The organism is Burkholderia sp. Bp9031 (assembly GCF_003857965.1).
In the GTDB taxonomy this organism is placed as follows: Bacteria; Pseudomonadota; Gammaproteobacteria; order Burkholderiales; family Burkholderiaceae; genus Burkholderia; species Burkholderia ambifaria_A.
The window spans coordinates 57,605-80,818 of the sequence record NZ_QTPW01000020.1 but is presented as its reverse complement, the minus strand read 5'-3'; the positions used below and the strand labels follow the sequence as shown (position 1 = coordinate 80,818).

The following is a 23,214-nucleotide window of genomic DNA, read 5'->3' as shown; positions in this document are numbered from 1 at the left end:
CCGCGAAGCTTTGCATGAGGTCAGGGTGCGAAGCATGGGACCGGAGCCGATGCTGAAGCAAGGCTCCGGTCGACGCAGGCGCACGTGCGCCGACTCTGATCAATCGTGAAGCATGGGATCGGATGCGAAGCATGGGGCCGGAGTAAGTGCTGAAGCACTGACTCCGGCCGACATAAAGCGCTGAAGCGCCAACTCTGACCCACAGGAGAATACGATGTCGACGATCGTCTCATTCAAGAACGTCCAGAAGACTTACGACGGCGAAACGCTGGTCGTGAAAAATCTCAACCTCGAGATCGAGCAGGGCGAATTTCTCACGATGCTGGGGCCGTCCGGGTCGGGCAAGACGACCTGCCTGATGATGCTCGCGGGCTTCGAAACCGCCACGCACGGCGAGATTCTCCTCCAGGGCAAACCGATCAACCGGATCCCGCCGGAGCGCCGCAACATCGGCATGGTGTTCCAGAGCTATGCGCTGTTTCCGCACAAGTCGGTCGCGGAGAACCTCGCGTTTCCGTTGAAGGTCCGGAAGGTCTCCAAAAGCGAGATCGACACGAAAGTGATGCGGGCGCTGCGGATGGTCAACATGGAGAAGTTCGCGAACCGCATGCCGGCGCAGTTGTCCGGCGGCCAGCAGCAGCGCATTGCCGTGGCACGCGCACTCGTGTTCGAGCCGGCGCTGGTGCTGATGGACGAGCCGCTCGGCGCGCTCGACAAGCAACTGCGCGAGCAGATGCAGTACGAAATCAAGCAGATTCACGAGCAGAGCGGACTGACCGTCGTCTACGTCACGCACGACCAGGGCGAAGCGATGACGATGTCGGACCGGATCGCCGTGTTCAACAACGGGATCATCCAGCAGCTCGCGTCGCCGTCGGAGCTCTACGAGAAGCCCGCAAACGCGTTCGTCGCGCGCTTCATCGGCGAGAGCAACGAGCTCAACGGCGTCGTGTCCTCGCTCGACCATCCGCGCTGCGTCGTTCGCCTCGACGGCGGTCAGGCGATCCATGCCAGCGCGAACGGCGGGATCCAGCTGTCGGGCAACACCAGCGTGTCGTTGCGTCCCGAGCGCATCGCGGTGGGCGAGCAGGCGCGCGGATGCGACAACGTGTTCAACGCCGGCGTGAAGGACCTGATCTATTACGGCGACCACCTGCGCATCGTCATGCAGGTGTGCGGCCGTGGCGATTTCATCGTGAAGCTGCCCAACGACGGCGCCGCGCGCAACCTGCGGATCGGCGACGCCGTCGATATCGGCTGGATGGCCGACGCGTGTCGAGCACTGTAACGTCGATGTAGCAGGGCCGGCGTCTCGCCGGAACGCCGGGGAAATTCAGCGTGGAGACCACGGAGCGAACCGGAGTTAATTATCTGGATTCCTTATCGTCATGCTCTGCGCGGACCGAGCCGGCGACCTGAACCAGAAGTTTGCGGTCCGGCCGGCCCGGCAGTAACCGGACCGACCACTGTCCATACCAGGAGGCGCGGTTGCAACCGCCGAACATGATGATTCTTCCCAGTGATATGACGGTCATGACACACGGGATCGAGAACGTTGCCGTTCCCGATTCGAAGGCGCTCAAAGCCAGATTGCGCAGGACCGAACGTGCGGGTCAGATCAAGGCGATGCTGCTGATGTTTCCGCTGCTCGCCTTCCTGCTGGTGACGTTCCTCGTCCCCATCGGCAGCCTGCTGCTGAAAAGCCTGCGCGACCCGACGGTGTCGCAGGAACTGCCGCATACCGCGGCCATGCTGCGCGAATGGGAACCGAAGGCCGGCAAGCTGCCGGACGAGCAGCTGTATGCGACGTTCGGGAAGGAACTGGTCGCGAGCCGGGCCGGCGAAGGGCTCAGCCGCATCGCGTCCCGCCTGAACTACGACGAGACCGGGATGCGCGGCCTGCTGATGAAAACCGCCCGGCATCTGGCGGACGGTACGGGTGACGCGGGCGAGACGGGTGGCGCATGGCGCGCGCGGATGGCGGCGATCGACCCTCGCTGGGATGAGCTTCGCACGTGGTCGACCATCAAGTACGCGGCGTCGCCCTGGACCTTCGGCTATTACCTGAAGGCCCTCGACTTCAAGCGCGACGAAACGGGCGAGATCGTCCGTCAGTCGCCGGGCGAGCGGCTGTATATCGGCGTCTTTCTGCGCACGGCCTGGGTCAGTATCGCGGTGAGCCTGCTGTGTTTGCTGTTCGGCTATCCGGTCGCCTACTTCCTGGCCAACATTCCGGCGCGATACAGCAACGTCCTCATGATCATGGTGCTGTTGCCGTTCTGGACGTCGATCCTCGTGCGCACGACCGCATGGGTCGTCGTGCTGCAGACCAACGGTGTCCTCAACGACTGGTTGATCCGGCTCGGCCTCACCGATTCGGCGCTGCCGCTGATCTACAACCGCTTCGGGGTGCTGGTCGCGATGACGCACATCCTGCTGCCATACGCGATCCTGTCGCTCTACAGCGTGATGAAGGGCGTGCCGAACCTGTACATGAAGGCGGCGCGCTCGCTCGGCGCCGGCCCGATCCGCTCGTTCTTCCAGGTGTACTTCCCGCAGACGCTGCCCGGGGTCGGCGCGGCCGGCATGCTGACCTTCATCCTCGCGGTCGGCTACTACATCACGCCCGCGATCGTCGGCGGCCCGGAAGACCAGCTGGCCAGCTACTACATCGCGAACCACGTGAATTCGACGTTGAACTGGGGGCTCGCCAGTGCGTTGGCCACGATCCTGCTGGCAGGCGTGCTGATCGTGTACGGGATGTTCGTTCGACTGACCGGCGGTGCCGGCGTGAAGCTGGGGTGAAACCATGTTCAATTTTCCTGCCTACGTGACGATCTGGGGCCGCGCGGGACGCTATGCGCACGTCGCGATCTCGCTGCTCGTGCTGCTGTTCCTGGTGCTCCCGGTACTGGTCGTGATGCCGCTGTCGTTCAATTCGCAGCCGTACTTCACGTATCCGATGCCCGGCTTCAGCTTCCGCTGGTACGCGGAGTTCTTCGACAGTGCCGAATGGATGTTCGCGCTTCGCAACACGCTGATCGTCGGCGTCGGCTCGACGCTGCTCGCGAGCCTGCTGGGCGTGCTCGCGTCGCTCGGCCTCATGCATCCGCGACTGAAGGGCAAGTCGTTCATCACCGGCGTGCTGGTCTCGCCGATGATCGTGCCGGTCATCATCACCGCGGTCGGCGTGTACTTCGCGTTCAGCCCGCTCGGACTGACCAGCAGCCTGCTGGGCCTGACGTTCGCGCACGCGGCGCTCGGCGTGCCGTTCGTCGTCGTGACGGTGACCGCCACGCTGGCGGGCTTCAACGAGACCCTGACGCGCGCCGGACGCAGCCTGGGCGCATCGCCGATGCGCGTGTTCTGGCAGGTCAAGCTGCCGATCATCGCACCGGGCGTCGTGTCGGGCGCGCTGTTCGCGTTCGCGACGTCGTTCGACGAGATCGTCGTGGCGCTGTTCCTGACGGGCCCGGACCAGCGGACCATCCCGCGGCAGATGTGGGCCGGCATCCGCGAGCAGCTGAGCCCGACCATCCTCGCCGTTGCAACCGTGCTCGTGGTCGTCTCGACCCTGCTGCTCGTCACGCTCGAGTGGCTGCGGCGCCGCACCGAACGGCTGCGCGGGCAGGCCGGTTGAGTATCGCGTGTTTCGACGCAAGCGAAACACGACACATAGTCGAAGCAATCAGTGGGTCTATCAAAATGCTGACGGAATTCAAACCAATGCAAACGGTATCGACGGATTTGAGCGCGCTGCGCCGTAGAATCGTCGACGCTTCCTCGCTGGACGAGCAGGTCGTCGTGCAGGCGCTGATGCAGGAAGCCAGAATGGATGGCCCGACGCTCGCGAAGGCGCAGGCGCTCGCGGGCAAGCTCGCACAGGGCGTTCGCGATGCGCGCATCGACGCGGGCGGCGTCGATCTGCTCACGCAGGAATTCTCGCTGGACAGCCGCGAGGGGATCGCGCTGATGTGCCTCGCCGAAGCGATGCTGCGCATTCCGGATACGGAAACGCGCAACCAGCTGATTCGCGACAAGATCGTCGATGCGGACTGGCGCGCGCATCTCGGCAAATCGCCGTCGTTCTTCGTCAATGCGACCGCGTGGGGCCTGCTGATCACCGGCAAGCTGCTGAAGAAGCCGGACGATGCCGCGTTGACCGAGGCGCTGATGAGCGTGCTCAGAAAGGGCGGCGAGACCGTGGTGCGCGCGGGGGTGGCCTACGCGATGCGGATGCTCGGCAAGCAGTTCGTCACCGGGCAGACGATCGAGGAGGCCATCGGGGTCGCGAAAAGCCACGAAGCGAGCGGGTATCGCTATACGTACGACATGCTCGGCGAAGCCGCGCTGACCGACGAGGATGCGCTCGCGTATTTCAATTCGTACAAGCATGCGATCGAAGCGATCGGCAAGGAGGCCGGCGGGCAGGGGCCGATCGAAGGCCCGGGTGTCTCGGTGAAGATCTCGGGCCTGCACGCACGCTATGAACTGCCGCAGCGCGAGCGGGTCATCGCGGAGCTGTATCCGCGGCTGCTGCAACTGGCGGAACTCGCCAAGCGTTACCAGATCGGCTTCCACCTCGACCAGGAAGAGTCGGCGCGCTTCGACCTGACGCTCGAGATGCTCGAGCGGCTTTGCCGCGAACCGAGCCTGCGCGGGTGGAACGGCATCGGCATTTCGCTCCAGGCGTACCAGAAGCGCGGGCGCGCCGTGGCCGACTGGATCATCGCGCTCGCCCGCGCGACCGGCCGGCGCATCAACATTCGCCTCGTGAAGGGCGCGTACTGGGATACCGAGATCAAGCTCGCGCAGGACGCAGGCGCGGCCGGGTACCCGGTGTTCACGCGCAAGGTGCATTCCGACGTCAGCTATATTGCCTGCGCGAAGGCGCTGCTGGCCGCGCCCGATGCGATCTTCCCGCAGTTCGCGACGCACAACGCGTTCTCGCTCGCCGCGGCGTTCACGCTGGGTGGGAACCAGGAATTCGAGTTCCAGTGCCTGCACGGGATGGGCGAAACCGTCTACGACCAGGTCGTCGGCAAGTCGAAACTCGGCCGTGCATGCCGCATCTACGCGCCGGTCGGGCCGCACGCGACGCTGCTGGCCTATCTGGTCCGGCGCCTGCTCGAGAACGGTGCGAACTCGTCGTTCGTGAACCAGATCGTCGACGAGGCGGTCAGCATCGACGACATCGTCGAGGATCCGGTCGCGCGCGCGGCGCGCACCGGTGGCCGGCCGCATGCCGGCATCGTCGCGCCGACAGGCGTGCTGCCGGGGCGCGTCAACGCCGCGGCGCTGAGTTTCAGCCAGTCGGCGGAGTTCGATGCGGCCATTGCGGAACTGCGCGCGAATCGGCTGAGCGCACAGTCCATCGTCGCCGGCGTATCGGACATCCATTCCGATGCGACCGCGCTGGTGTTCGGTGCGAGCGATTCGTCGGAAGTCATCGGCAGCGTGACCGCATGCAGGCCGGACGCGGTCGCATCGGCACTCGCTGCCGGCGTGCATGCGGCGGCCGCGTGGCGTCAGCAGTCCGTGGCCGATCGCGCCGCGTGCCTTGATTCGGTAGCCGAACGAATCGAGCAGAGCGCGTGCCGGCTCGGTGCGCTGCTGGTGCTGGAAAGTGGTGCGACCCTGGCGGAAGCGGCCGACGAGATTCGCAAGTCCGTGAACCTTTGCCGTCTGTACGCCTATCAGCTGAGAACGGACAGCCGTCTCGAAGCGGCGGAGCCGCTCGGTACGGTCGTGAGCATCACGCCGTCGGCGTCGCCGCTGGCAACCGCGGTCGGTCAGATCGCCGCCGCGCTCGCGGCCGGCAATACCGTGATCGCCAAGCCGTCGTCATCGGGCGGTTCGCTGGTCGCCCATGCGGCAGTCCGCCTGTTCCTCGAGGCCGGTATGCCCGACGGCGTCGTCCAGCTTCTGCTGGGCTCGGGACAGGAGGTCGGACGCGCGCTCGTCGCCGACCGTCGCGTGGCGGCCGTTCTTTTCACGGGCACGTCGCGCGTGGAGAAGGCGATCGCGTTGCAGCTCGCACAGGCGTCGAGCGCGGCGAAGCTCGTCACGATCGTCGGCAGCGTGAACGCGCTGGTCGTGGACAGCTCGGCGTTGCCCGAACAGGTCATCTCCGACGCGATGGTGTCGGCTTTCAAGCATGCCGGGCAACTCGCGTCGTCGCTGCGCATCCTGTGCCTGCAGGACTCCACGGCCGAGATCGTGCTGCGGATGCTCACGGGGATGCTGAGCGAGCGGCGCATCGGCGATCCGCTGGATTCGGCGACGGACATCGGGCCGGTGGCGACACGCAAGCTTCGCGACCAGCTGGATGGCCACCTCGCACAGATGGCGCGCCGCGGATTCAAGGTGATCCGTGCCCGTGTATCGGGCGACTGCGCGAAAGGCCAGTTCGTCGCGCCGGCCATCGTCGACCTGGGCACGCTCGACGCGTTGTCGGGCGTCGATCTCGCGATCGCCGGCCCCGTGCTGCACGTCGTCCGGTGGAAGACGGGCGAAATGGACCGGCTGATGGACCGCCTGAACGCAATCGGCTGCGGTGTAGTGGGGCTGCATACCCGCATCAACGAGGCCGCCGGCATGCTGCTGTCGCGTTCGACCGCCAACAGCGTGTGCGTCAATCGCGCGATGCACAGCGCGTTTGTCGGCATGCAGCCGTTCGGCGGCGTGGGTGCGTCGGGGACGGGACCGATGATGGGCGGTCCGCTGACGCTGCTTGCGCTTACCCGGCAGATTCCCAATGCGTATGCGGGCGCGAACGGTCCGTTCGCGCCGTCTTCCCGGCTGAACAGCGAGAAGTTCTACGAGTTTCCGATGCAGACCGGCGACGGCCGCTTCGTGGCGCGGCAGGCCGCACTTCAGCAAGCGAAACAGGCGAGCCGCGCTCGGGTCGATGCGCTGTTCTCGCTGGCATCGGAACGGCGCCTGGCAGCGGCCGACGTCATCGCGAATGCGAGCACGAGGCTTTCCCGCCTGATTGTCGACACGCTTCCGGTCGGCCTGCCGGCCCTGACGGGCGAAGAGAACACGACGGAGGTGCTCGCCCGCGGTCAGGTCCTTTGCGCGGGTGCATCGATGAGCAGCGTGATCGCGCAGGCCGTCGCGGCGACGGCATTCGGTAACGAAGTGATCCTGCTGAAGTCGCCGATGGCGGGTGACGTGGCCGCGCGTCTCGCCGGATATTGCCGGATCGTCGACACGGACGATGTGCAGCGTGTCGTTCGCGGCGACATCGCGGGCGTTCGCCCGGCGGTCGTGCTGGTCGACGGCGACGACGCGCAGGTGGCGTCGATTCGTACCGCCGCGGCGGATGCCGGCGCCGTCGTGCTCGCGCCGGACGTTCACGGCATGTACGACTGGACCCGCCTCGTTCGCGAACGCGTGACGACGGTCAACGCGAGCGCTGCCGGTGGAAACACGCAGCTCATGGTGTTGAGCGAGGATTTCGCGTAGCCGATCGCTTCTCACCTTCATTCGGCGTTCGGGCAACGCCGATTTCCCGTCAGCCGTTCGACGTGTCCAGCCGGAAGTCGATCGAGCGCGAGGCGGGCGGCGCGACGGGATTCGAACGGATCCCGTCGCGTCGTTGCTTGGCCGCGTGCCGAAGTGGCGCTGGCCGTTGTCGCTGCGACGCATGCGGAACCGCACCGGCGACCGGGCCTGGCGTCCGGCTTGTCCGGCTCGTTCGACCGGCCACGCGCGACCGACTACGCGCGACCGGGCGCCCGGAAGCAACCCATCCATCCCGGCCTCATTCCTCCATGGAGATTCCATCTTGACCGACGCCGTATTCCACTTTCATCAGGGGGAATTGCCGCTCCTGATCTCGATCCCGCATCTCGGCACCGACATCCCGCCGCAGGTCCGAAGTCAATTGACCGACGTGGCGGCACACGTCGCGGATACCGACTGGCATCTCGACCGGCTCTATGCGTTCGCAAAGAATGCGGGGGCGTCGATACTGGCGGCGCGCGTGTCCCGCTACGTGATCGACCTGAACCGGCCGGCCAGCGGTGAAAGCCTGTATCCGGGACAGACGACGACCGGGCTGTGCCCGACCGAGACGTTTCGCGGCGAGCCGCTCTATGCGAGCGGTGCCGCGCCCGACGCGGCCGAAATCGCGCGGCGCCTGGATGCGTACTGGCAGCCGTATCACGCGCGGCTGCGCGCCGAGCTCGCGCGCCTGAAGGCGGCGCACGGCGCGGTGTTGCTATGGGAGGCGCACTCGATCGCGAGCGTGCTGCCGCGGCTGTTCGACGGCAAGCTGCCGGACCTGAACCTGGGCACGAACTCGGGCGCGAGTTGCGATGCGCGCATTCTCGACGCGGTGACCGGCACGCTCGATCGCCAGCCGTTCACCTGGGTGGCGAACGGGCGTTTCAAGGGCGGATACATCACGCGCGAATATGGCCGGCCGGCTGACGGCGTTCACGCGATCCAGCTCGAGATGTGCCAGTCGACCTACATGGACGAGACGCCGCCGTTCGACTATCGGGTGGACCGCGCCGATCGGGTCGGGCCGGTTGTGGCGCGCATGATGCGCGCGGCGGTCGATGCATTGCGGAGCGTCGATCGTTGAGTGATGCCGCTCGCGGGGCACGTGCCGCCGCGTGCCTGCAAGCCAAAAAAAACCGCCATCACGGAGATCCGGTGATGGCGGCAAACGCGGGAGCCGGCCCGGCTACCCGCGTGTCGAAGCAGTGCTCAGAGCCCGTTCGTCAATTGCGGGACGATATCGAAGAGATCGCCGACCAGACCGTAGTCGGCCACGCCGAAGATCGGCGCATCCGCGTCCTTGTTGACGGCCACGATGATCTTCGAATCCTTCATGCCGGCCAGATGCTGGATCGCACCCGAAATCCCGATCGCGACATACAGCTCCGGCGCGACGATCTTGCCGGTCTGGCCGACCTGCCAGTCGTTCGGCGCGTAGCCGGAATCGACCGCCGCGCGCGATGCGCCAACCGCCGCGCCGAGCTTTTCCGCGAGCGGGTCGAGCAGCGCGAAGTTCTCCGCACTGCCGAGGCCGCGGCCGCCGGCGACGACGACGCGCGCGGCCGTCAGTTCCGGCCGGTCGCTGCTCGCCACTTCGCGGCGCACGAAGGTCGACAACCCGGTATCCGCGACCGCGGGCGCGGTTTCGATCGGCGCGCTGCCGCCGTGCGCCGGTGCCGCATCGAACGCCGTGGTGCGAATGGTGGCGACCTTCACCGGGTCGGGCGACTGCACGGTGGCAATCGCGTTGCCCGCATAGATCGGGCGCTGGAACGTGTCCGCGGAATCGATCGCGATCACGTCGGAAATCTGCGCGGCGTCGAGCTTGGCCGCGACGCGCGGCGCGACGTTCTTGCCCGCGGCCGTGGCGGGGAACAGGATGTGCGTGTAGTCGCCCGCGAGCGCCAGCACCTGCGCGGCCACGTTTTCCGCGAGCGCGTCGGCGAAATGCGGCGCGTCGACGTGGATGACCTTGTCGACGCCCGCGACCTGGCTCGCCGCTTGCGCGACCGGCTGCGCGGCGTGGCCGGCGACAAGCACGTGAACGCCGTTCGACAGCGCACGGGCCGCGGCAATGGTGTGGAGTGTCGCGCTCTTCAGTTGAGCATTGTCGTGTTCGGCAATAACAAGCGTCGTCATTCAAATCACCTTGGCTTCGGATTTCAGTTTCTCGATCAGCGTCGCAACGTCGGGCACGCGCACGCCGGCCTTGCGAACGGGCGGCTCGACGACCTTCAGCGTCTTCAGCCGCGGCGACGGATCGACGCCGAGGGCGGCCGGCGTGACGGTGTCGAGCGGCTTCTTCTTCGCTTTCATGATGCTGGGGAGCGTGACGTAGCGCGGCTCGTTCAGTCGCAGGTCGGTCGTCACGATGGCCGGGAGTTTCAGCGAGATCACTTCGAGGCCGCCGTCGACCTCGCGCGTCACCGTCGCGACGCCGTCGCCGATCTCGATGTGGCTGGCGAACGTCGCCTGCGGCCAGTCGAGCAGGGCGGCCAGCAACTGGCCGGTCTGCCCGGCGTCGTCGTCGATCGCCTGCTTGCCGAGGATGACGAGCTGCGGCTGCTCGTTGTCGATCACGGCCTTCAGCAGTTTCGCGACGGCCAGCGGCTGGAGTTCCGCGTCCGTCTCGACGAGCATGCCGCGATCGGCGCCGATCGCGAGCGCCGTGCGCAGCGTTTCCTGCGACTGCGCGATGCCGCACGACACGGCGACGACCTCGGTCGCGTGGCCGGCTTCCTTCAGCCGAGTGGCGGCCTCCACGGCGATTTCGTCGAACGGGTTCATCGACATCTTGACGTTGCCGATTTCCACGCCCGTATGGTCGGACTTCACGCGCACCTTGACGTTGTAGTCCACCACGCGTTTCACGGCTGCAATAACTTTCATTTCACACACCTTTTCATGACGTTTCAGTGATGTTGGTCGCCAGCACGGGTTCGATGGTCACGAGCGCCGCGTACGACGCCGTGCCGGTTGGGCCGGCACACGCGGCCCGCGGAAAGAGCCGCAGCGTGCGGGCATGGTGTTCCGATACCAGTACGCTGCCTGGCGGCAGTGCGCGCCGGTTCGCATCGGGCCCTTCGGCGAAATCGCATCCGCCGCCCAGCGCGACGACGATCGCCGGACACCCCGGCGCGATGGCGATCGGTTCGTCGACCAGCCGGACGTTCGCCCGATATCGACGCTTCGCGGTCATCGCGTTGAGCGCGACCGACGGGCCATCGACCAGCGTCGCGCCCCAGTCCGCGTCTCCGTCGTACGCCGTCACGCGCATCGGCCGCAGCGGGACGACCGCTGCGTCGTTGCGCAACACGACGCCCTGGCCGCCCAGGATGAGCGACACGCGCGACATGCCGGCAAACCGCGAGTACGGGCCATCACGCTCGATCGACGCGAGACTGACGCGCCAATCGGCGCCGCCGGTCGCGATCGTCCGCGTCGTGCCGCCGCCATTGCGCCAGGGCTCGGGCGCAATGGAGTCGATCGGATACACGTCGATCAGCGACACCATGGTTTCCTCAGGACACCGCGCCGAGACCGTACTTGCCGCTCAGCAATTCGCCGGTGGCGAAGCGCTCGATCGAATACGGCTTCAGCGACACCTCGGTCGGCAGCCCGAGCGCTTCCTGCGCGAGCACGAGACCGACGGTCGGCGACAGCTTGAAGCCGTGCCCGGAAAATCCGTAGCCGACCACCAGGCCTTCGATGCCCGGCAGCTTGCCGAGCACGGGGTTCCAGTCCGGGGTCACGTCGTACACGCCGGTCCACGACGACGCGATGCCGGCCGTTTCGTAGTTCGGGAAGCGCTCGGCGACCTGCGCGCCGACATCGACGATGTAGTCCATCGGGATATCGCCCTGCTCGACGTCAGCCGCATTGAGCTTCTCGCCGACCACGCCTTCGCTGACGAGCATCTGGTTGCCGCCGTAGCTGCGGTAGTACAGCATGCCGGGCGACGCGAGATCCTTGAAGACGGGCATCGAGAACGTGTACTTGGCCGCATCGCACTCGAGCGCGAGCACGGCATGCCGCTCGGGCATGATCGGCAGCGTCTTGCCGGTCCAGCCGGCGAGTTCCGGCGTCCAGATGTTCTGCGTGCTGATGACCATCGACGTCTTGAATTCGCCGATATCGGTCGACACGCCGACGACCTTGCCGTTCTCGATCAGCACCTTGTCGACGTTGACGTTTTCCTTCACGGTGACGCCGCCGCGCCGGGCGGCACGCGCGAAGCTCGTCGCGACGAGATAGGCGTCCGCGAAGCCGGCTTCCGGCTCGTAGCCGATCAGCGCGCAGTCGTCGAAGCGGGCGATCGGGAGCAGTTCCGCGGCCTGTTGCCGGTTGAGGAATTCGAGCGGAATGCCTTGTTCCTTCTGCTGGTCGAGCGACGCGCGCAGCGGTTCGAGCTTGTCGCCTTCCGACGCGACGATCATGTAGCCGCATTTGACGAGGCCGCACGATGCTTCGTCGTCGCCGAGATACTCGGGGAACGTATTGAAGACGTGCCACGACTTGCGGGCCAGCTCGACGTTCTCCTTGACGGAGTAGTGCGTGCGCAGGATGCCCGAGGACTGCGAGGTCGTGCCGGCGCCGATCGTGCCCCGGTCCAGAACGAGCACGTTCTTGGCGCCGAGCTTCGACAGGTGGAACGCCACGGAGCTGCCGATCACGCCAGCACCGATTACGACGACGTCATACGAGTTCATGATTCCGTTTCCTTCTGGTCAGGGTGTGAACGAGTCTGACTCGGAAAAAAACGGAGCCCGGCAATATAAGCGCGGGCAATTTTTAGCAAAAGGCGCAGCGTGGCGAGCGGGCGCTGCCGGTATCGAGCGGAAGGATCCGGTCGCGTGCGCGGCAGGGAAAATCAACGCATGATTGTGTCGAGCATAAGGGGGCCTTATGTCGACCGATATGTCGGACGTCAAACCATACGATCGCTTCGACGCCGAACCGGACGCGTTGCGGAAGCGGTCGAAAAACGACCGGAAAACGGTCGATTTGCCGCGGAAGGACGGTCCGATCCGGCCGATTCACGGCGCACGCCATGTATCCGGCGGCAACGCCTTCGTGCAGCGTATCGCAATGTCCGGGTGGCGGTGACTGCTCGACGCGGTGGTCGACGCGTCGGCCCGGTTGCGCGGCGCATGCCGCGCAAAACATCAACTTACCAAGGAGACTGGCCGCCGATAGCGCTTGCGGGTTGATCGTCCAGTGCGGCAGTTCGGGCCGGAATATGCACTGACGTTGCCTGTCGAGCCTGAAGGTGTCCACGTGAGACATCATCGTGTCAAAGGCATTTTCTCGTACCGTTCCCGCTCATTCCCTGCCTGCGGCGGCACTATCCGGCAAACACCGAAAATTCCTCACGAAACTGACCGCCGTGATTTCCGGCGGCATGTTCATCGATGGATTCATCCTCGGCTGCATCGGCATCGTGATGCCTGCGATCACCCGCGACCTGCACCTGTCGCCGGTCTGGCAGGGGTTGATCGGCGCATCGGCGCTGATCGGCATCTTCATCGGCGGCCCGCTCGGCGGATGGCTGGCGGACCGGGTCGGACGCCGGCCGATGTTCACGGTCGACCTCGCCATCTTCCTGGTCGGCTCCGCGGCCCAGTTCTTCGTTGCCGAAGCGTGGCAGCTTTTCGTCGTGCGTCTGGTGATGGGGATTGCGATCGGCGCGGACTATTCGATCGGATGGCCGTTGCTCGCCGAATTTGCGCCGGCGCGCCTGCGCGGAAAATTGCTCGCGATGCTCGAGCTGGTCTGGTATGTCGGCTATCTCGTGTCGTATGCGATCGGCTGGGGGCTGACCGAATCCTCGATGGCCAGCTGGCAGGTCATTCTGGGCCTGAGCACGGTGCCGACGGTCGTTGTCTTCCTGATGCGCCTCGGCACGCCCGAGTCGCCGCGCTGGTTGATGAGCCAGGGCAAAGTCGCCGAAGCGAAGGCGCTGGCGAAGGAATACATGGAGCAGGACGAACTCCGGGAACTGCAACCGGGTGGCGCGGCCGCAAAGTATGGATTCCGATCGTTGTTCTCGCCCGGATACTTCAAGACCACCTTCTTCGTGTCGATGTTCTGGGTATGTAACGTCACGCCTTACTTCGCCATCGGCGCGTTCGCACCGATCGTTCTCGAGCGGCTGGGGCTCAAGGAGGGAATGACGGGCGGCCTGGTGCTCAACGGCGTCGCCGTGCTGGGGACGATCATCGCGGTGATGCTGATCGAAAAGGTGGGGCGACGCGTGCTGGCCATTCCGCCGTTCTTCGTCTCCGCCATCGCGCTGATGAGCGTGGCGCTGTTCTCCGACGTTTCGTCGGCGCTGATCCTCGTCTGCTTCTTCACGTTCTCGTTGGTCAACGCCATTTCGACGGTGCTGACCGGCGTGTATCCCGGGGAAGTGTTTCCGACGGAAATCCGCGGGATCGGCGTCGGCGTCGCCACGGCCGTTTCGCGTGTCGGCGCGGCCATGGGCACCTTCCTCCTGCCGGTGATCATCGAAACGTATGGTGTGGGTGCCGCGATGATGATCGCCGCGGGCATCAGTCTCGTCGGCGGCGTGATTTCCTATGCATTGGCGCCGGAAACGAAGGGCAAGTTGTTGAGCGAGGCATCCGCTCCCCGCAAGTGAGTCGGATCGATTCGAGGGCGGCGCTCCCGACCGCTGCATCCGCTCGCCAATCCAAGCGGCGGTTGTTTGGAGCATCACGTCCGTTTATATCGCGTGACGTCGCTTTCTCGATGGGTAGGATGGGCTCGACGTGTCGTGCGAATCATGGCGGGGACGCCACGCGCGAGCGGGCCGCGACCAGGGTCGCGGTTGGCCGGTGACTACCCATTTGAAAATTTGCGATATTCAGACATGAACACACAGAATCTCGTCGAGCAATTCGGCCCACGCGAATCCATGGAGTACGACGTGGTCATCGTCGGCGGCGGGCCGGCCGGACTGTCGGCCGCGATACGGATCAAGCAGCTGGCACTCGAGAGCGGCGGGGACGTCAGTGTTTGCGTGCTCGAAAAAGGCTCCGAGATCGGCGCGCATACGCTTTCCGGCGCGGTCATGGATCCGCGTGCGCTTCAGGAGCTGATGCCGGACTGGCGCGAGAAGGGCGCGCCGCTCGACGTCGAGGTGACCGAGGACCGGTTCCTGTTCCTGTCGCAACGCGGTGCGAAGCAGGTTCCGAACTGGCTGCTGCCCGACAATTTCAAGAATCATGGTAACTACGTCGTCAGCCTGGGTAACGTGACGCGTTGGCTCGGTCAGCAGGCCGAGTCACTGGGCGTCGAGATTTTCGCCGGGTTTCCGGCGGCCGAGATCCTGTACGGCGAGCGCGGCGAAGTCAAAGGCGTCGCGACCGGCAACATGGGCGTCGGCAAGAACGGCGAGCCGACCGAGAATTTCCAGCTCGGGATGGAACTGCACGCGAAATACACGCTGTTTGCCGAAGGCGCGCGGGGCCATCTCGGTCGTCAGTTGATGGATCGCTTCAAGCTTCGCGACGGTGCCGATCCGCAGGTGCATGGCCTCGGCATCAAGGAGCTGTGGGAAATCGACCCGACCATGCACAAGCCAGGGCTCGTCATTCATACGGCCGGCTGGCCGCTTGACAGCGACACGTACGGCGGGTCCTTCCTCTATCACCTCGACAACCATCAGGTGGTCGTCGGTTTCGTGGTCGGCCTCGGCTACTCGAACCCGTACCTGTCGCCGTTCGAGGAGTTTCAGCGATACAAGACGCATCCCGAGATTCGCAAGTTCCTCGAAGGCGGCAAGCGGGTGTCGTACGGCGCCCGTGCGATTACCGCAGGCGGGCTGACGTCGTTGCCGAAGCTCACGTTCGCGGGCGGCGCACTGATCGGCTGCGACGCGGGTTTTCTCAACGCGTCGCGCATCAAGGGCAGCCATGCGGCCATTGCGAGCGGAAAGATGGCCGCGGAGGCCGCCCATGAAGCGCTGCGCGCCGGCCGACAGCGCGACGAGCTGGTCGAGTATCCGCAGGCGTTCGAGCGTTCCTGGTTGAAGGACGAACTGCATCGCGCGCGAAATTTCAAGCAATGGATGAGCAAGGGGCTCTACGTGGGCACGTTCATGGTAGGCCTCGAACAGAAAGTGCTCGGCGGCCGCGCGCCGTGGACGCTCCATCACCGGCACGCCGACCACGAGACACTCAGGCCCGCATCGGCCTGCAGGGAAATCGTCTATCCGAAACCGGACGGGAAGCTGACGTTCGACCGGCTGTCGTCCGTGTATCTGTCGAATACGAACCACGAGGAAAACCAGCCCGCGCACCTGACGCTGAAGGATGCGAGCGTTCCGGTGCGGGTGAACCTGGCGAAGTATGCCGGCCCGGAAGCGCGGTTTTGCCCGGCCGGCGTCTACGAGTTCGGGACGAAAGCCGACGGTACCGAGGGGCTGACCATCAATGCGCAGAACTGCGTCCACTGCAAGACCTGCGATATCAAGGATCCGACGCAAAACATCGTATGGGTCACCCCGGAGGGCGGTGGCGGCCCCAATTATCCGAACATGTAAGCGCGTCGATTCAAGTCGACCCTCCCACCACGAGCCACGAGCGAAAAAAATGAATCTCGGATTTATCGGAACCGGCGTCATCACGAAAGCCATCGTTACCGGCCTGATCCGGTCGGGCTTCTCGTTCGACCGGATCGCGCTGTCGCCGCGAAACGCCGAAACGGCCGCGGAACTTGCCGCGCTGGATGCCCGCATTCAGGTCTGTACGTCCAATCAGGCGGTGCTCGACGCGTCGGACGTCGTCTGTATCGCGGTCGTACCGCAAATTGTCGTCGACGTGCTGAACGCGCTTCGGTTCGAAGCGCGGCACCACGTCATCACCTTCGTCCCGGGAACGTCGATCGAGACGTTGAGTCGACTCGTTCATCCCGCGAGCCGGCTTGCTCGCGCGATACCGTTGCCGGCGGTCGCGGATCTCAAAGGCAGTACGGCGATCTATCCGCCGGATGAAGTCGCCAGATCGCTGTTTGCCGGGCTCGGCGAGGCTGTCGAGGTGGAAAGCGAGAAACAGTTCGATGCGGTGCACGCCGTGACGGCGACGATGGCCAGCTTCTATGCGGTGCTCGAACACCAGGCGACATGGCTGACGCAGCAAGGGCTTCGATACGACGCCGCGCGTGCATTCCTGTCCGGTTACTGCGTGGGCCTGGCCCACGACACGACCCGCACCGGCCAGTCGTTTGCCGAGATGATCGAGCACTGCATGACGCCCGGCGGCCTGAACGAGCAGTTGCATGCCGAACTCACTGCGCATGGCGCCTATCGGTACTACGGCGAAGCGCTCGATCGCATTCTGGCGCGCGTGGAAGGCCGCGCCTGAACGTCCAGTCCGGTCAGGACAAGTTCCGCTGAGTTTCGGCATCAGCGATGTTGATGCAAGCACCATGAGAGTGCGGGCGGCGCAAGATGAGAACACGCTGGCTCGTCGGGAAACGCCCGAAGGTCCGGCAACATTTTCGATCGTAGCCAGACACTCATGAATATCGACACTCACCATTCGATGCCCGATACACCCGATACACCCGATACGCCGGGTGCGACGTATCCGGCTTACCGGCAAGGCTCGGGCTGGAACGCGATGTTGCCGGAGCGACTCACGCGCGGCCCGACGACGATCCGCAGCTTCGGATCGATCGTTATCGGAGGCGGATATACGGGCCTTGCGGCCGCGCGACGCATCGCGGAGCTGTGTCCCGACGAGCAGGTACTCGTGCTGGAGGCGTCGAGCGTTGGAGAAGGCTCGTCGGGCCGCAACTCGGGCTTCATCATCAACCTGCCGCACAACACGAAGCTGGGTGGGCATACTAGTCCGCTCGAGGTGGCGCGCAAGCAGATTCGCATGTATGACGCGGGGCTTCGCTGGCTCGAGCGGCTCGTCCGCGAGAACGGGATCGAATGCGGCTGGAACGCGGCGGGAAAGTTTCATGCGGCGGCGACCGAGGCGGGTGTGCGGAACCTTCACGCGGCGCTTGCCCAATATCGGGAGTGGGGTGTGGCGTACGAGGCGTTCGACCGGGTCGCGCTCGCCGAAAAGCTTGGAACTGCATATTATCGGTACGGCTTTCATTCGCCGAGCAACGTCTTCGTACAGCCCGCGGCGCTGATTCGCGGGCTGGCCGATGCGCTTCCGTCCAATGTCGTTCTCGTTGAAAACGAACCGGTCGTTTCGCTGGATGGCGCGTCGCCTTTCAAGGTGGCTACGGTTCGGGCGGAGTATTCCGCCAAGCGCGTCGTACTGGCCAACAACGGATTCGCGAAGTCGCTCGGCATCCTCCGCGACAGGCTGATCACGATCTTCACGTATGCGGCCGTCACGCCGCAGTTGCCGGAGTCCGAACTGAAAAAGCTCGGCGATGCAGCGGAATGGGGCGTCATCCCCGCCAACCGGCTCGGGACTACGCTGCGTCGCATTCAGGACGGGCGTTTCATGGTGCGAAGCGCGTATTCGTACGAGCGCGAGCAATCGCCGGCCGATACCTTGGCGCAACTGACCGCCAGTTACCGGAATCGCTATCCGGACATGAAGTCTCATCGCTTCGAACACGTATGGGGCGGAACCACGGCATTGACGCGAAACGGTGCGACGTTCTTCGGTGAATTGCGCCCGGGCCTGTTTGCGTCGCTGGGATGCAATGGCGCGGGGGTGCTGAAGGGCAGCACCTACGGCAAGTTGCTGGGTGAAATGGCCATGGGCGCACAGTCGTCGCATCTGTCCGACGCGCTCGCCATGGAGAGGCCCAGTTGGTTGCCGCCCGAACCGTTCCGCCGCATCGGCGTTGTTTCCGCGATCAAGTACCAGGCTGCAGTGGCCGGCCTGGAACGCTGATCATTGTCGAATCACTCATCTGGAATCTGGAAATCGAAAGATGCCCGAAATCAAACGCAGTCACGTAGGAAAACGCCTGTCCGAGGCCGCTGTGCACCAAGGTGTCGTTTATCTGGCCGGCCAGGTGCCGAGCGACGTCACCCAGGACATGGCCGGCCAGACCCGCCAGGTACTGGCTTCGATCGATGCATTGCTCGCGGAACAGGGTTCGGACAAGTCGCGCATCCTGTCCTGCCAGATCTTCGTTTCCGACATGTCGCAGGTCGCGAAGATGAACGAGGTGTGGGATGCATGGGTGGCGCCCGGGCAGGCGCCGCCGCGCGCGACGGTGGGGGCGCAACTGGCTTCGCCTGAAAAGCTGATCGAGGTCGTGATCGTGGCGGCGACCTGAACGCTGCCATTGCCGGTCGTGCGCTGCAGCAACCGTTCTCCCAACGGTTTTTCCTGCTCGGAGACCGCGCGCGTGACGGCAACGGGTGAAATACCCAGTTGCCCGGATTCCGGGTCAGCCTCAGTACGTTTGAATGCATGGTGCTGGTCAGTGGCAGTCAAGGCAGTTGGCGCCAGAGAGAATCACAATGGCGCCAGCGGGTCGGATTCAGGCTGGCATCGGCTCGCGGCCGAAGGCTTCGAGTTCGCGCGCTAGGGACTGCGCGGCCAGTTCAACCAGTGCGCGGCCTTTTTCGCGCGTGGCCAGGCCGGGATTGGAACCGACGCGTCCGTCCGGGAAGCGGGCGCGGAAGTCGAGGGCTTCGCGGATCGGGCCGGTCCCGGCGATCGGCGGCGCGTAGTCGGCCGACTTGATCGAATCGGGGAAGGCCCACTGTGTAATCGCAATCTCGGACGGGGTGGCATGCGCGCCGTGGCCCGTCGGGAACTGGTCCCGCGCCAGTTCGCCCACGCCTTCAAGATCCCACCAGTTGCAAAGCTTCAGCGCGAAGCCCGCACGGCGACGCGCAAAGCTGGCTTCGGCATAAAGCTCGGAGAACGCAGCATCGATCGATGAGACATTGCCGCCGTGACCATTGAGGAACAGGATTTTCTCGAAACCGTGTGCCACCAGTGAGCGGGTCCAGTCGCCGATCGCGGCGATGAACGTGGACGGGCGCAGCGAGATGGTGCCAGGAAAGCCAAGGTGATGCTGTGCCATGCCGATATTGAACGTGGGTCCCACGAGGATATCGGCGGATTTTTCGGCTTCACGTGCGATGATTTCGGGACACAGCCAGTCCGTGCCAAGCAGTCCGGTGGGCCCGTGCTGTTCGTTGGAGCCGATCGGCACGACGATCGTGCGACTGCGCATGAGGAACTGCTCGATTTCGGACCAGGTGGAGAGATGTAGAAACATGACGACTCCTTGTTACGGCTTTGCGGGTAGCTTGTTGGCGAGAATGATCAGTGCGGCGATGATCGGCAGCGTGGCCAGGATCAGCACACCGAGGTGAAGGTTGCCGGTGGCCGTCTTGGCCCATCCGATGATGGCCGGGCCCCAGAAGCCGCCTGAAAGCCCGATCGTGTTGATCAGCGCGATGCCGCCTGCTGCCCCGGGGCCCTTGATGTATTCGGAGGGCATGGCCCAGAACACCGTGTAGGTCATCCACAGTGCGCAGGTACCGAGCGTGAGCAGCACCAGCGATGCGGCGAGATTGCCGTCGACGAGGGGGGACGCGGCCAGCAGCAGGCCACCGATGGTTGCGGGCACCGCACTATGGAAACGGCGTTCGCCCGCCCGGTCGGACCGGCGACCCATGTAGTACATGCCGAACGCCGCCGCAATATAGGGCAGGGCCGAGTACCAGCCGAGTTGTACGGTGTCTCCCACGCCCTGGGCCTTGATGAGGGTCGGCAGCCAGAAGCTGATGGCATAGATGGCGGCGATGATGCAGAAGTACGCGAAGGCCAGCACATAGACCCGGACGTCACGTGCCACGGCCAGGAAAGAGTGATTGTGCCCCGCCGCGGATCCGATCTCGCTGGCGAGCAGGTGCTTTTCCCGCTCGGTCAGCCACGCCGCATCGGCCGGCCGGTTCGGCACGAAGTACAGTGCGAGCACGCCGAGCAGGATACAGGGCAGGCCCTCGACCAGGAACATCCATTGCCAGCCGGCCAGTCCGCCGGCGCCCGACAGCGCGGTGATCAGCCACGCTGATACCGGTCCACCGACAATGCCGCCGAGCGGGCCGGCAAGGAACACAACTGCGATGGCGCGCGCCATGCGCTGCGGGCCATACCAGCACGACAGGTAGTAGATCATGCCCGGCGCAAAGCCCGCTTCGAAGATGCCGAGCACGAAGCGCATCGCATAGAACATCGGCACGTTACGCACGAACAGCATGCAGGCTGAAGTAATGCCCCACAGCACCAGGATGCGGCAAAAGGTCTTGCGCGCGCCGATGCGCGGCAACATCAGGTTGCTTGGTATCTCGAACAGTACGTAGCCGATGAAGAAGATCCCGGCGCCCACGCCGTACGCGGCATCGGAGAAACCGAGGTCGCCTTGCATCTGGAGCTTTGCAAAGCCGATGTTGACGCGATCGAGGTAGGCGAACAGGTAGCAGCTCAGCAGGAACGGCAGCAGCCGCCAGTTGATCTTGCTGTAGAGGTTTGAGGTGTCGCCTACCGCACTTTCGCTCGGGATTGCCAGCATGACTGTCTCCAATGTCTTATGTGGTGCCGCCTTGATGCATCGGATAGTGGCAGCGCGAAGCGCAATCACCAACAGCAACCATGTGCACACTTCGTTGCCTGCAGGGCAACGCATCTGGTATGGTGGGTCTGTCCGAAGTGACGGTAATCACCGGGTGGATGGTTCGACATGCGTGAAATCAATCAGCAGCGGCTGCGTTACTTCCGCGAAGTGCTCGAGCAAGGGACCATCCGCGGTGCCGCCGAGAGCCTGAACACATCGCCATCGGTGATTACTCGGCAGATCCGGCTGCTCGAGGATGAACTTGGCACGACGCTGTTCGAGCGCCAGGCGCGCGGCGTCAGGCCGACCGAAGCCGCCGCGCACCTGCTCGAGTTCTGGCGCGGCTACCGCTCGCATCAGGAGAGGCTCGAGGACCAGCTCCACGCGCTCAAGGGCTTGAAGCAGGGGCAGGTCCAACTGGTCCTGAGCGAGGGATATGTGGATGCGCTGGTCAACGAGGTGCTGGCGCCATTCTGCGCGCAGTACCCGTTGCTCGACATCGGAATGGAGATCCTCGGAGTGGATCAGGTGCTGGAAGCCGTGGCGGAAAGCCGCGCGCACCTTGGGCTTGCCTTCAACCCGCCGCCGCACCCGCGTATCGAGTATCTGGCGAGTTCGTCGCAGGCGGTCGGGCTGCTGGTGCGACCCGACCATCCGCTAGCATTGCGCGGCGGCGCGGCCAGCGTCGAGGACATGTTGTCGTGGCCGCTGGCCATGATGCCAGCATCGTTCGGTGTCGGACATGCGGCCAAGATGCTCGAATTCGCCGAGAACATTACGATACGGCCGACGCTGGTCACCAATTCGCTAACGGCGCTCAAGCAGTTCGTCGCCTACGAAAACTACATGACGCTGATCGGCGGCGAGTTCGCGGCGTATCGGGAAATCGCCGCCGGCACGCTCACGGTGGTCCCGATCGATCATCCGCTCTTCAAGGGCACCCAGGCGCGGTTGCTCGCGAAGGCCGGGCGGCCGTTACCGGCGGCCGCCCTCAAGCTCCTTGAACATATTCTGCGGGACATGCCAATGTTCGCACAGGGCGGCGAGTAGCCGCGCCACGTATCCGGGCTAATGCTCGCGCGATATCTCGACCAGACAGCTCATCGCATTCGGTCCCTGGATCGGACCCGATGTGCCGATATCGAGCGTCAGTGTGTTGGCCGCCCTGGCACGATCCACGCCCTTGGCGCCGGGCGCATACCGTGCGCCGGTTGCCATGACGGCGACGCCGCGCGCCACGCGATCGCTGACCGCCAGCCCCGCCGCGATCACGCCGTGCGCGTTGTGCACGCGCACTCGCATGCCCGGCCGCAGGCCATGCGCCGCGGCATCTGTTGATTTTCGAAGTTTCTGCTACCCGTGACCACGGTTACTGCTAACGCGTGAAGGAGCTTTGGACCATGCTTGATCACGCGATAGCAGAGAATGTATTTGTTGGCGGAGCGAACCCGGGGGTTGCGGACTACTCGCTCGGCGCGGCTGCGCACCGCTGGGTGTCTATTCAAGAGCATTCGGTCGGCCCTGGTATCGCCCGATGGTACCGCGCGCTTTCGGACAGGCCCGCGTTTCAGCATCGAATTATCGCGGCCCCGCTTTAAGTTGGCGAGCGAACGCAGTGGAACTGCTCGACCCAACGATAGCCGTCTATGAGCGACGCTCGGCTGTGGTCAATACAACCGTCTCTAGCAGGTTCTTCCTGCATAGGTGATATGGCGGTCGGCGTAAACCGACCGCCGCTATCGTCAGGCCTTCCCCAATCCCTCGGCCTTCTTGGCCGCGGCGAGCCTGCGACGCTGCTCCCACCGATCAACCATAACCATGTGTGACTGGCGAATCGGCCCTGCACTCGAGATGGGCGATTAACGAAAATTAATTGATTTTCATTAAACTTTCCTTGATGCGACGAAGGCGCGACGCCTCGTTGTCTTGCCAGCGAAGCATTGAGTACGAACGGCAGGTCGGCCACGACGACGCGGCGTTCAGGCGCGCATCCGCAGGCCGGAGCGCTGAGCCTCTGCCGGGTACATTAAAAATGCACGCGTTATCGCGGCGAATTTCCTGAAACAGTGATGTGCAGTGGAGCGATTCGACCAGCAGCCGATAAACCAATGATTTTTCGCGGCAAATACACGAATGTCGATC

General features: G+C 64.6%; 19 protein-coding genes and 1 pseudogene. 13 read left to right on the top strand and 7 right to left on the bottom strand.

The features are described from left to right. The first annotated feature begins 214 nt into the window (after nt 1–214). The 5 genes from DIE15_RS23750 (at nt 215) to hutG (ending at nt 8,596) form a co-directional block, all read left to right on the top strand. Nucleotides 215–1,288: an ABC transporter ATP-binding protein gene (locus DIE15_RS23750; protein ID WP_057927663.1), complete on the top strand. Its 1,074-nt coding sequence runs from the start codon at nt 215–217 to the stop codon at nt 1,286–1,288. A 215-nt stretch (nt 1,289–1,503) separates the two neighbouring features. Beyond that, a complete protein-coding gene (locus tag DIE15_RS23745) occupies nt 1,504–2,805 on the top strand; it encodes an ABC transporter permease (protein ID WP_260428318.1) in 1,302 nt (433 codons plus the stop codon). Nucleotides 2,806–2,809: 4 nt separating this feature from the next. After that, on the top strand, nt 2,810–3,640 hold the full coding sequence (locus tag DIE15_RS23740; RefSeq protein ID WP_082664783.1) for an ABC transporter permease: 831 nt from the start codon (nt 2,810–2,812) through the stop codon (nt 3,638–3,640). An 86-nt stretch (nt 3,641–3,726) separates the two neighbouring features. Further along, nucleotides 3,727–7,470: a bifunctional proline dehydrogenase/L-glutamate gamma-semialdehyde dehydrogenase PutA gene (gene putA, locus DIE15_RS23735; RefSeq protein WP_124834497.1), complete on the top strand. Its 3,744-nt coding sequence runs from the start codon at nt 3,727–3,729 to the stop codon at nt 7,468–7,470. A gap of 322 nt (nt 7,471–7,792) precedes the next feature. Continuing rightward, nucleotides 7,793–8,596: an N-formylglutamate deformylase gene (gene hutG, locus DIE15_RS23730; RefSeq protein WP_057927666.1), complete on the top strand. Its 804-nt coding sequence runs from the start codon at nt 7,793–7,795 to the stop codon at nt 8,594–8,596. A gap of 125 nt (nt 8,597–8,721) precedes the next feature. Here the strand turns inward: hutG and DIE15_RS23725 are convergent, their stop codons facing one another. The 4 genes from DIE15_RS23725 to DIE15_RS23710 are packed head-to-tail and all read right to left on the bottom strand — an operon-like array spanning nt 8,722 to nt 12,221. Continuing rightward, on the bottom strand, nt 8,722–9,651 hold the full coding sequence (locus DIE15_RS23725; protein ID WP_124834496.1) for an electron transfer flavoprotein subunit alpha/FixB family protein: 930 nt from the start codon (nt 9,649–9,651) through the stop codon (nt 8,722–8,724). Beyond that, nucleotides 9,652–10,401 (bottom strand): electron transfer flavoprotein subunit beta/FixA family protein, encoded by a 750-nt coding sequence (locus DIE15_RS23720; RefSeq protein WP_124834495.1) that lies wholly within the window; start codon nt 10,399–10,401, stop codon nt 9,652–9,654. It abuts the gene before it with no gap. 13 nt (nt 10,402–10,414) lie between these two features. Then, complete coding sequence (locus DIE15_RS23715; RefSeq protein ID WP_260428317.1) at nt 10,415–11,026, bottom strand: HutD family protein; 612 nt, start codon at nt 11,024–11,026, stop codon at nt 10,415–10,417. A gap of 7 nt (nt 11,027–11,033) precedes the next feature. Further along, nucleotides 11,034–12,221 (bottom strand): FAD-binding oxidoreductase, encoded by a 1,188-nt coding sequence (locus DIE15_RS23710; RefSeq protein WP_124834494.1) that lies wholly within the window; start codon nt 12,219–12,221, stop codon nt 11,034–11,036. A 196-nt stretch (nt 12,222–12,417) separates the two neighbouring features. On the opposite strand from DIE15_RS23710, the gene DIE15_RS23705 reads away from it, so the two are divergent. The 6 genes from DIE15_RS23705 to DIE15_RS23680 all read left to right on the top strand — a co-directional run bounded on the left by DIE15_RS23705 (nt 12,418) and on the right by DIE15_RS23680 (nt 18,774). After that, nucleotides 12,418–12,618 (top strand): hypothetical protein, encoded by a 201-nt coding sequence (locus tag DIE15_RS23705; RefSeq protein ID WP_124834493.1) that lies wholly within the window; start codon nt 12,418–12,420, stop codon nt 12,616–12,618. A 295-nt stretch (nt 12,619–12,913) separates the two neighbouring features. Further along, nucleotides 12,914–14,152 carry an MFS transporter gene (locus DIE15_RS23700; RefSeq protein ID WP_124834530.1) on the top strand — a complete coding sequence of 413 codons (1,239 nt, stop codon included), beginning with the start codon at nt 12,914–12,916 and terminating at the stop codon, nt 14,150–14,152. 231 nt (nt 14,153–14,383) lie between these two features. Beyond that, nucleotides 14,384–16,057 carry an electron transfer flavoprotein-ubiquinone oxidoreductase gene (locus DIE15_RS23695; RefSeq protein ID WP_124834529.1) on the top strand — a complete coding sequence of 558 codons (1,674 nt, stop codon included), beginning with the start codon at nt 14,384–14,386 and terminating at the stop codon, nt 16,055–16,057. 49 nt (nt 16,058–16,106) lie between these two features. Then, a complete protein-coding gene (locus tag DIE15_RS23690) occupies nt 16,107–16,877 on the top strand; it encodes a pyrroline-5-carboxylate reductase (RefSeq protein WP_124834528.1) in 771 nt (256 codons plus the stop codon). A 180-nt stretch (nt 16,878–17,057) separates the two neighbouring features. Beyond that, the gene (locus DIE15_RS23685) at nt 17,058–18,383 is read left to right on the top strand and encodes an FAD-binding oxidoreductase (protein ID WP_260428322.1); all 1,326 of its coding nucleotides are present in this window, start codon (nt 17,058–17,060) and stop codon (nt 18,381–18,383) included. Between the two features lie 40 nt (nt 18,384–18,423). Further along, entirely contained in the window at nt 18,424–18,774 is a 351-nt protein-coding gene (locus DIE15_RS23680; protein WP_124834492.1) for a RidA family protein, read from the top strand. Nucleotides 18,775–18,981: 207 nt separating this feature from the next. Here DIE15_RS23680 and DIE15_RS23675 read toward each other — a convergent pair whose 3' ends face one another. Then, a complete protein-coding gene (locus DIE15_RS23675) occupies nt 18,982–19,731 on the bottom strand; it encodes a creatininase family protein (RefSeq protein WP_124834491.1) in 750 nt (249 codons plus the stop codon). A 12-nt stretch (nt 19,732–19,743) separates the two neighbouring features. Then, a complete protein-coding gene (locus tag DIE15_RS23670; RefSeq protein WP_124834490.1) occupies nt 19,744–21,030 on the bottom strand; it encodes an MFS transporter in 1,287 nt (428 codons plus the stop codon). A 168-nt stretch (nt 21,031–21,198) separates the two neighbouring features. Between DIE15_RS23670 and DIE15_RS23665 the strand changes: the two genes are divergently transcribed. Beyond that, nucleotides 21,199–22,122, top strand: a complete 924-nt coding sequence (locus DIE15_RS23665) for a LysR family transcriptional regulator (RefSeq protein WP_124834489.1) — start codon at nt 21,199–21,201, stop codon at nt 22,120–22,122. An 18-nt stretch (nt 22,123–22,140) separates the two neighbouring features. Here the strand turns inward: DIE15_RS23665 and DIE15_RS23660 are convergent. Then, nucleotides 22,141–22,395, bottom strand: a pseudogene (locus DIE15_RS23660) (molybdopterin dinucleotide binding domain-containing protein); the annotation flags it as partial. 59 nt (nt 22,396–22,454) lie between these two features. On the opposite strand from DIE15_RS23660, the gene DIE15_RS38170 reads away from it, so the two are divergent. Then, the gene (locus tag DIE15_RS38170) at nt 22,455–22,670 is read left to right on the top strand and encodes a hypothetical protein (protein WP_409364314.1); all 216 of its coding nucleotides are present in this window, start codon (nt 22,455–22,457) and stop codon (nt 22,668–22,670) included. The last annotated feature ends 544 nt before the right edge of the window (nt 22,671–23,214 follow it).

Bases quoted from the DNA above. Each gene is read 5' to 3' on its own strand.
- DIE15_RS23750 (WP_057927663.1), top strand. From the start codon at position 215: ATGTCGACGATCGTCTCATTCAAGAACGTCCAGAAGACTTACGACGGC.
- DIE15_RS23745 (WP_260428318.1), top strand. From the start codon at position 1,504: ATGATGATTCTTCCCAGTGATATGACGGTCATGACACACGGGATCGAG.
- DIE15_RS23740 (WP_082664783.1), top strand. From the start codon at position 2,810: ATGTTCAATTTTCCTGCCTACGTGACGATCTGGGGCCGCGCGGGACGC.
- putA (WP_124834497.1), top strand. From the start codon at position 3,727: ATGCAAACGGTATCGACGGATTTGAGCGCGCTGCGCCGTAGAATCGTC.
- DIE15_RS23725 (WP_124834496.1), bottom strand. From the start codon at position 9,651: ATGACGACGCTTGTTATTGCCGAACACGACAATGCTCAACTGAAGAGC.
- DIE15_RS23720 (WP_124834495.1), bottom strand. From the start codon at position 10,401: ATGAAAGTTATTGCAGCCGTGAAACGCGTGGTGGACTACAACGTCAAG.
- DIE15_RS23715 (WP_260428317.1), bottom strand. From the start codon at position 11,026: ATGGTGTCGCTGATCGACGTGTATCCGATCGACTCCATTGCGCCCGAG.
- DIE15_RS23710 (WP_124834494.1), bottom strand. From the start codon at position 12,221: ATGAACTCGTATGACGTCGTCGTAATCGGTGCTGGCGTGATCGGCAGC.
- DIE15_RS23705 (WP_124834493.1), top strand. From the start codon at position 12,418: ATGTCGACCGATATGTCGGACGTCAAACCATACGATCGCTTCGACGCC.
- DIE15_RS23700 (WP_124834530.1), top strand. From the start codon at position 12,914: ATGTTCATCGATGGATTCATCCTCGGCTGCATCGGCATCGTGATGCCT.
- DIE15_RS23695 (WP_124834529.1), top strand. From the start codon at position 14,384: ATGAACACACAGAATCTCGTCGAGCAATTCGGCCCACGCGAATCCATG.
- DIE15_RS23690 (WP_124834528.1), top strand. From the start codon at position 16,107: ATGAATCTCGGATTTATCGGAACCGGCGTCATCACGAAAGCCATCGTT.
- DIE15_RS23685 (WP_260428322.1), top strand. From the start codon at position 17,058: ATGCCCGATACACCCGATACACCCGATACGCCGGGTGCGACGTATCCG.
- DIE15_RS23680 (WP_124834492.1), top strand. From the start codon at position 18,424: ATGCCCGAAATCAAACGCAGTCACGTAGGAAAACGCCTGTCCGAGGCC.
- DIE15_RS23675 (WP_124834491.1), bottom strand. From the start codon at position 19,731: ATGTTTCTACATCTCTCCACCTGGTCCGAAATCGAGCAGTTCCTCATG.
- DIE15_RS23670 (WP_124834490.1), bottom strand. From the start codon at position 21,030: ATGCTGGCAATCCCGAGCGAAAGTGCGGTAGGCGACACCTCAAACCTC.
- DIE15_RS23665 (WP_124834489.1), top strand. From the start codon at position 21,199: ATGCGTGAAATCAATCAGCAGCGGCTGCGTTACTTCCGCGAAGTGCTC.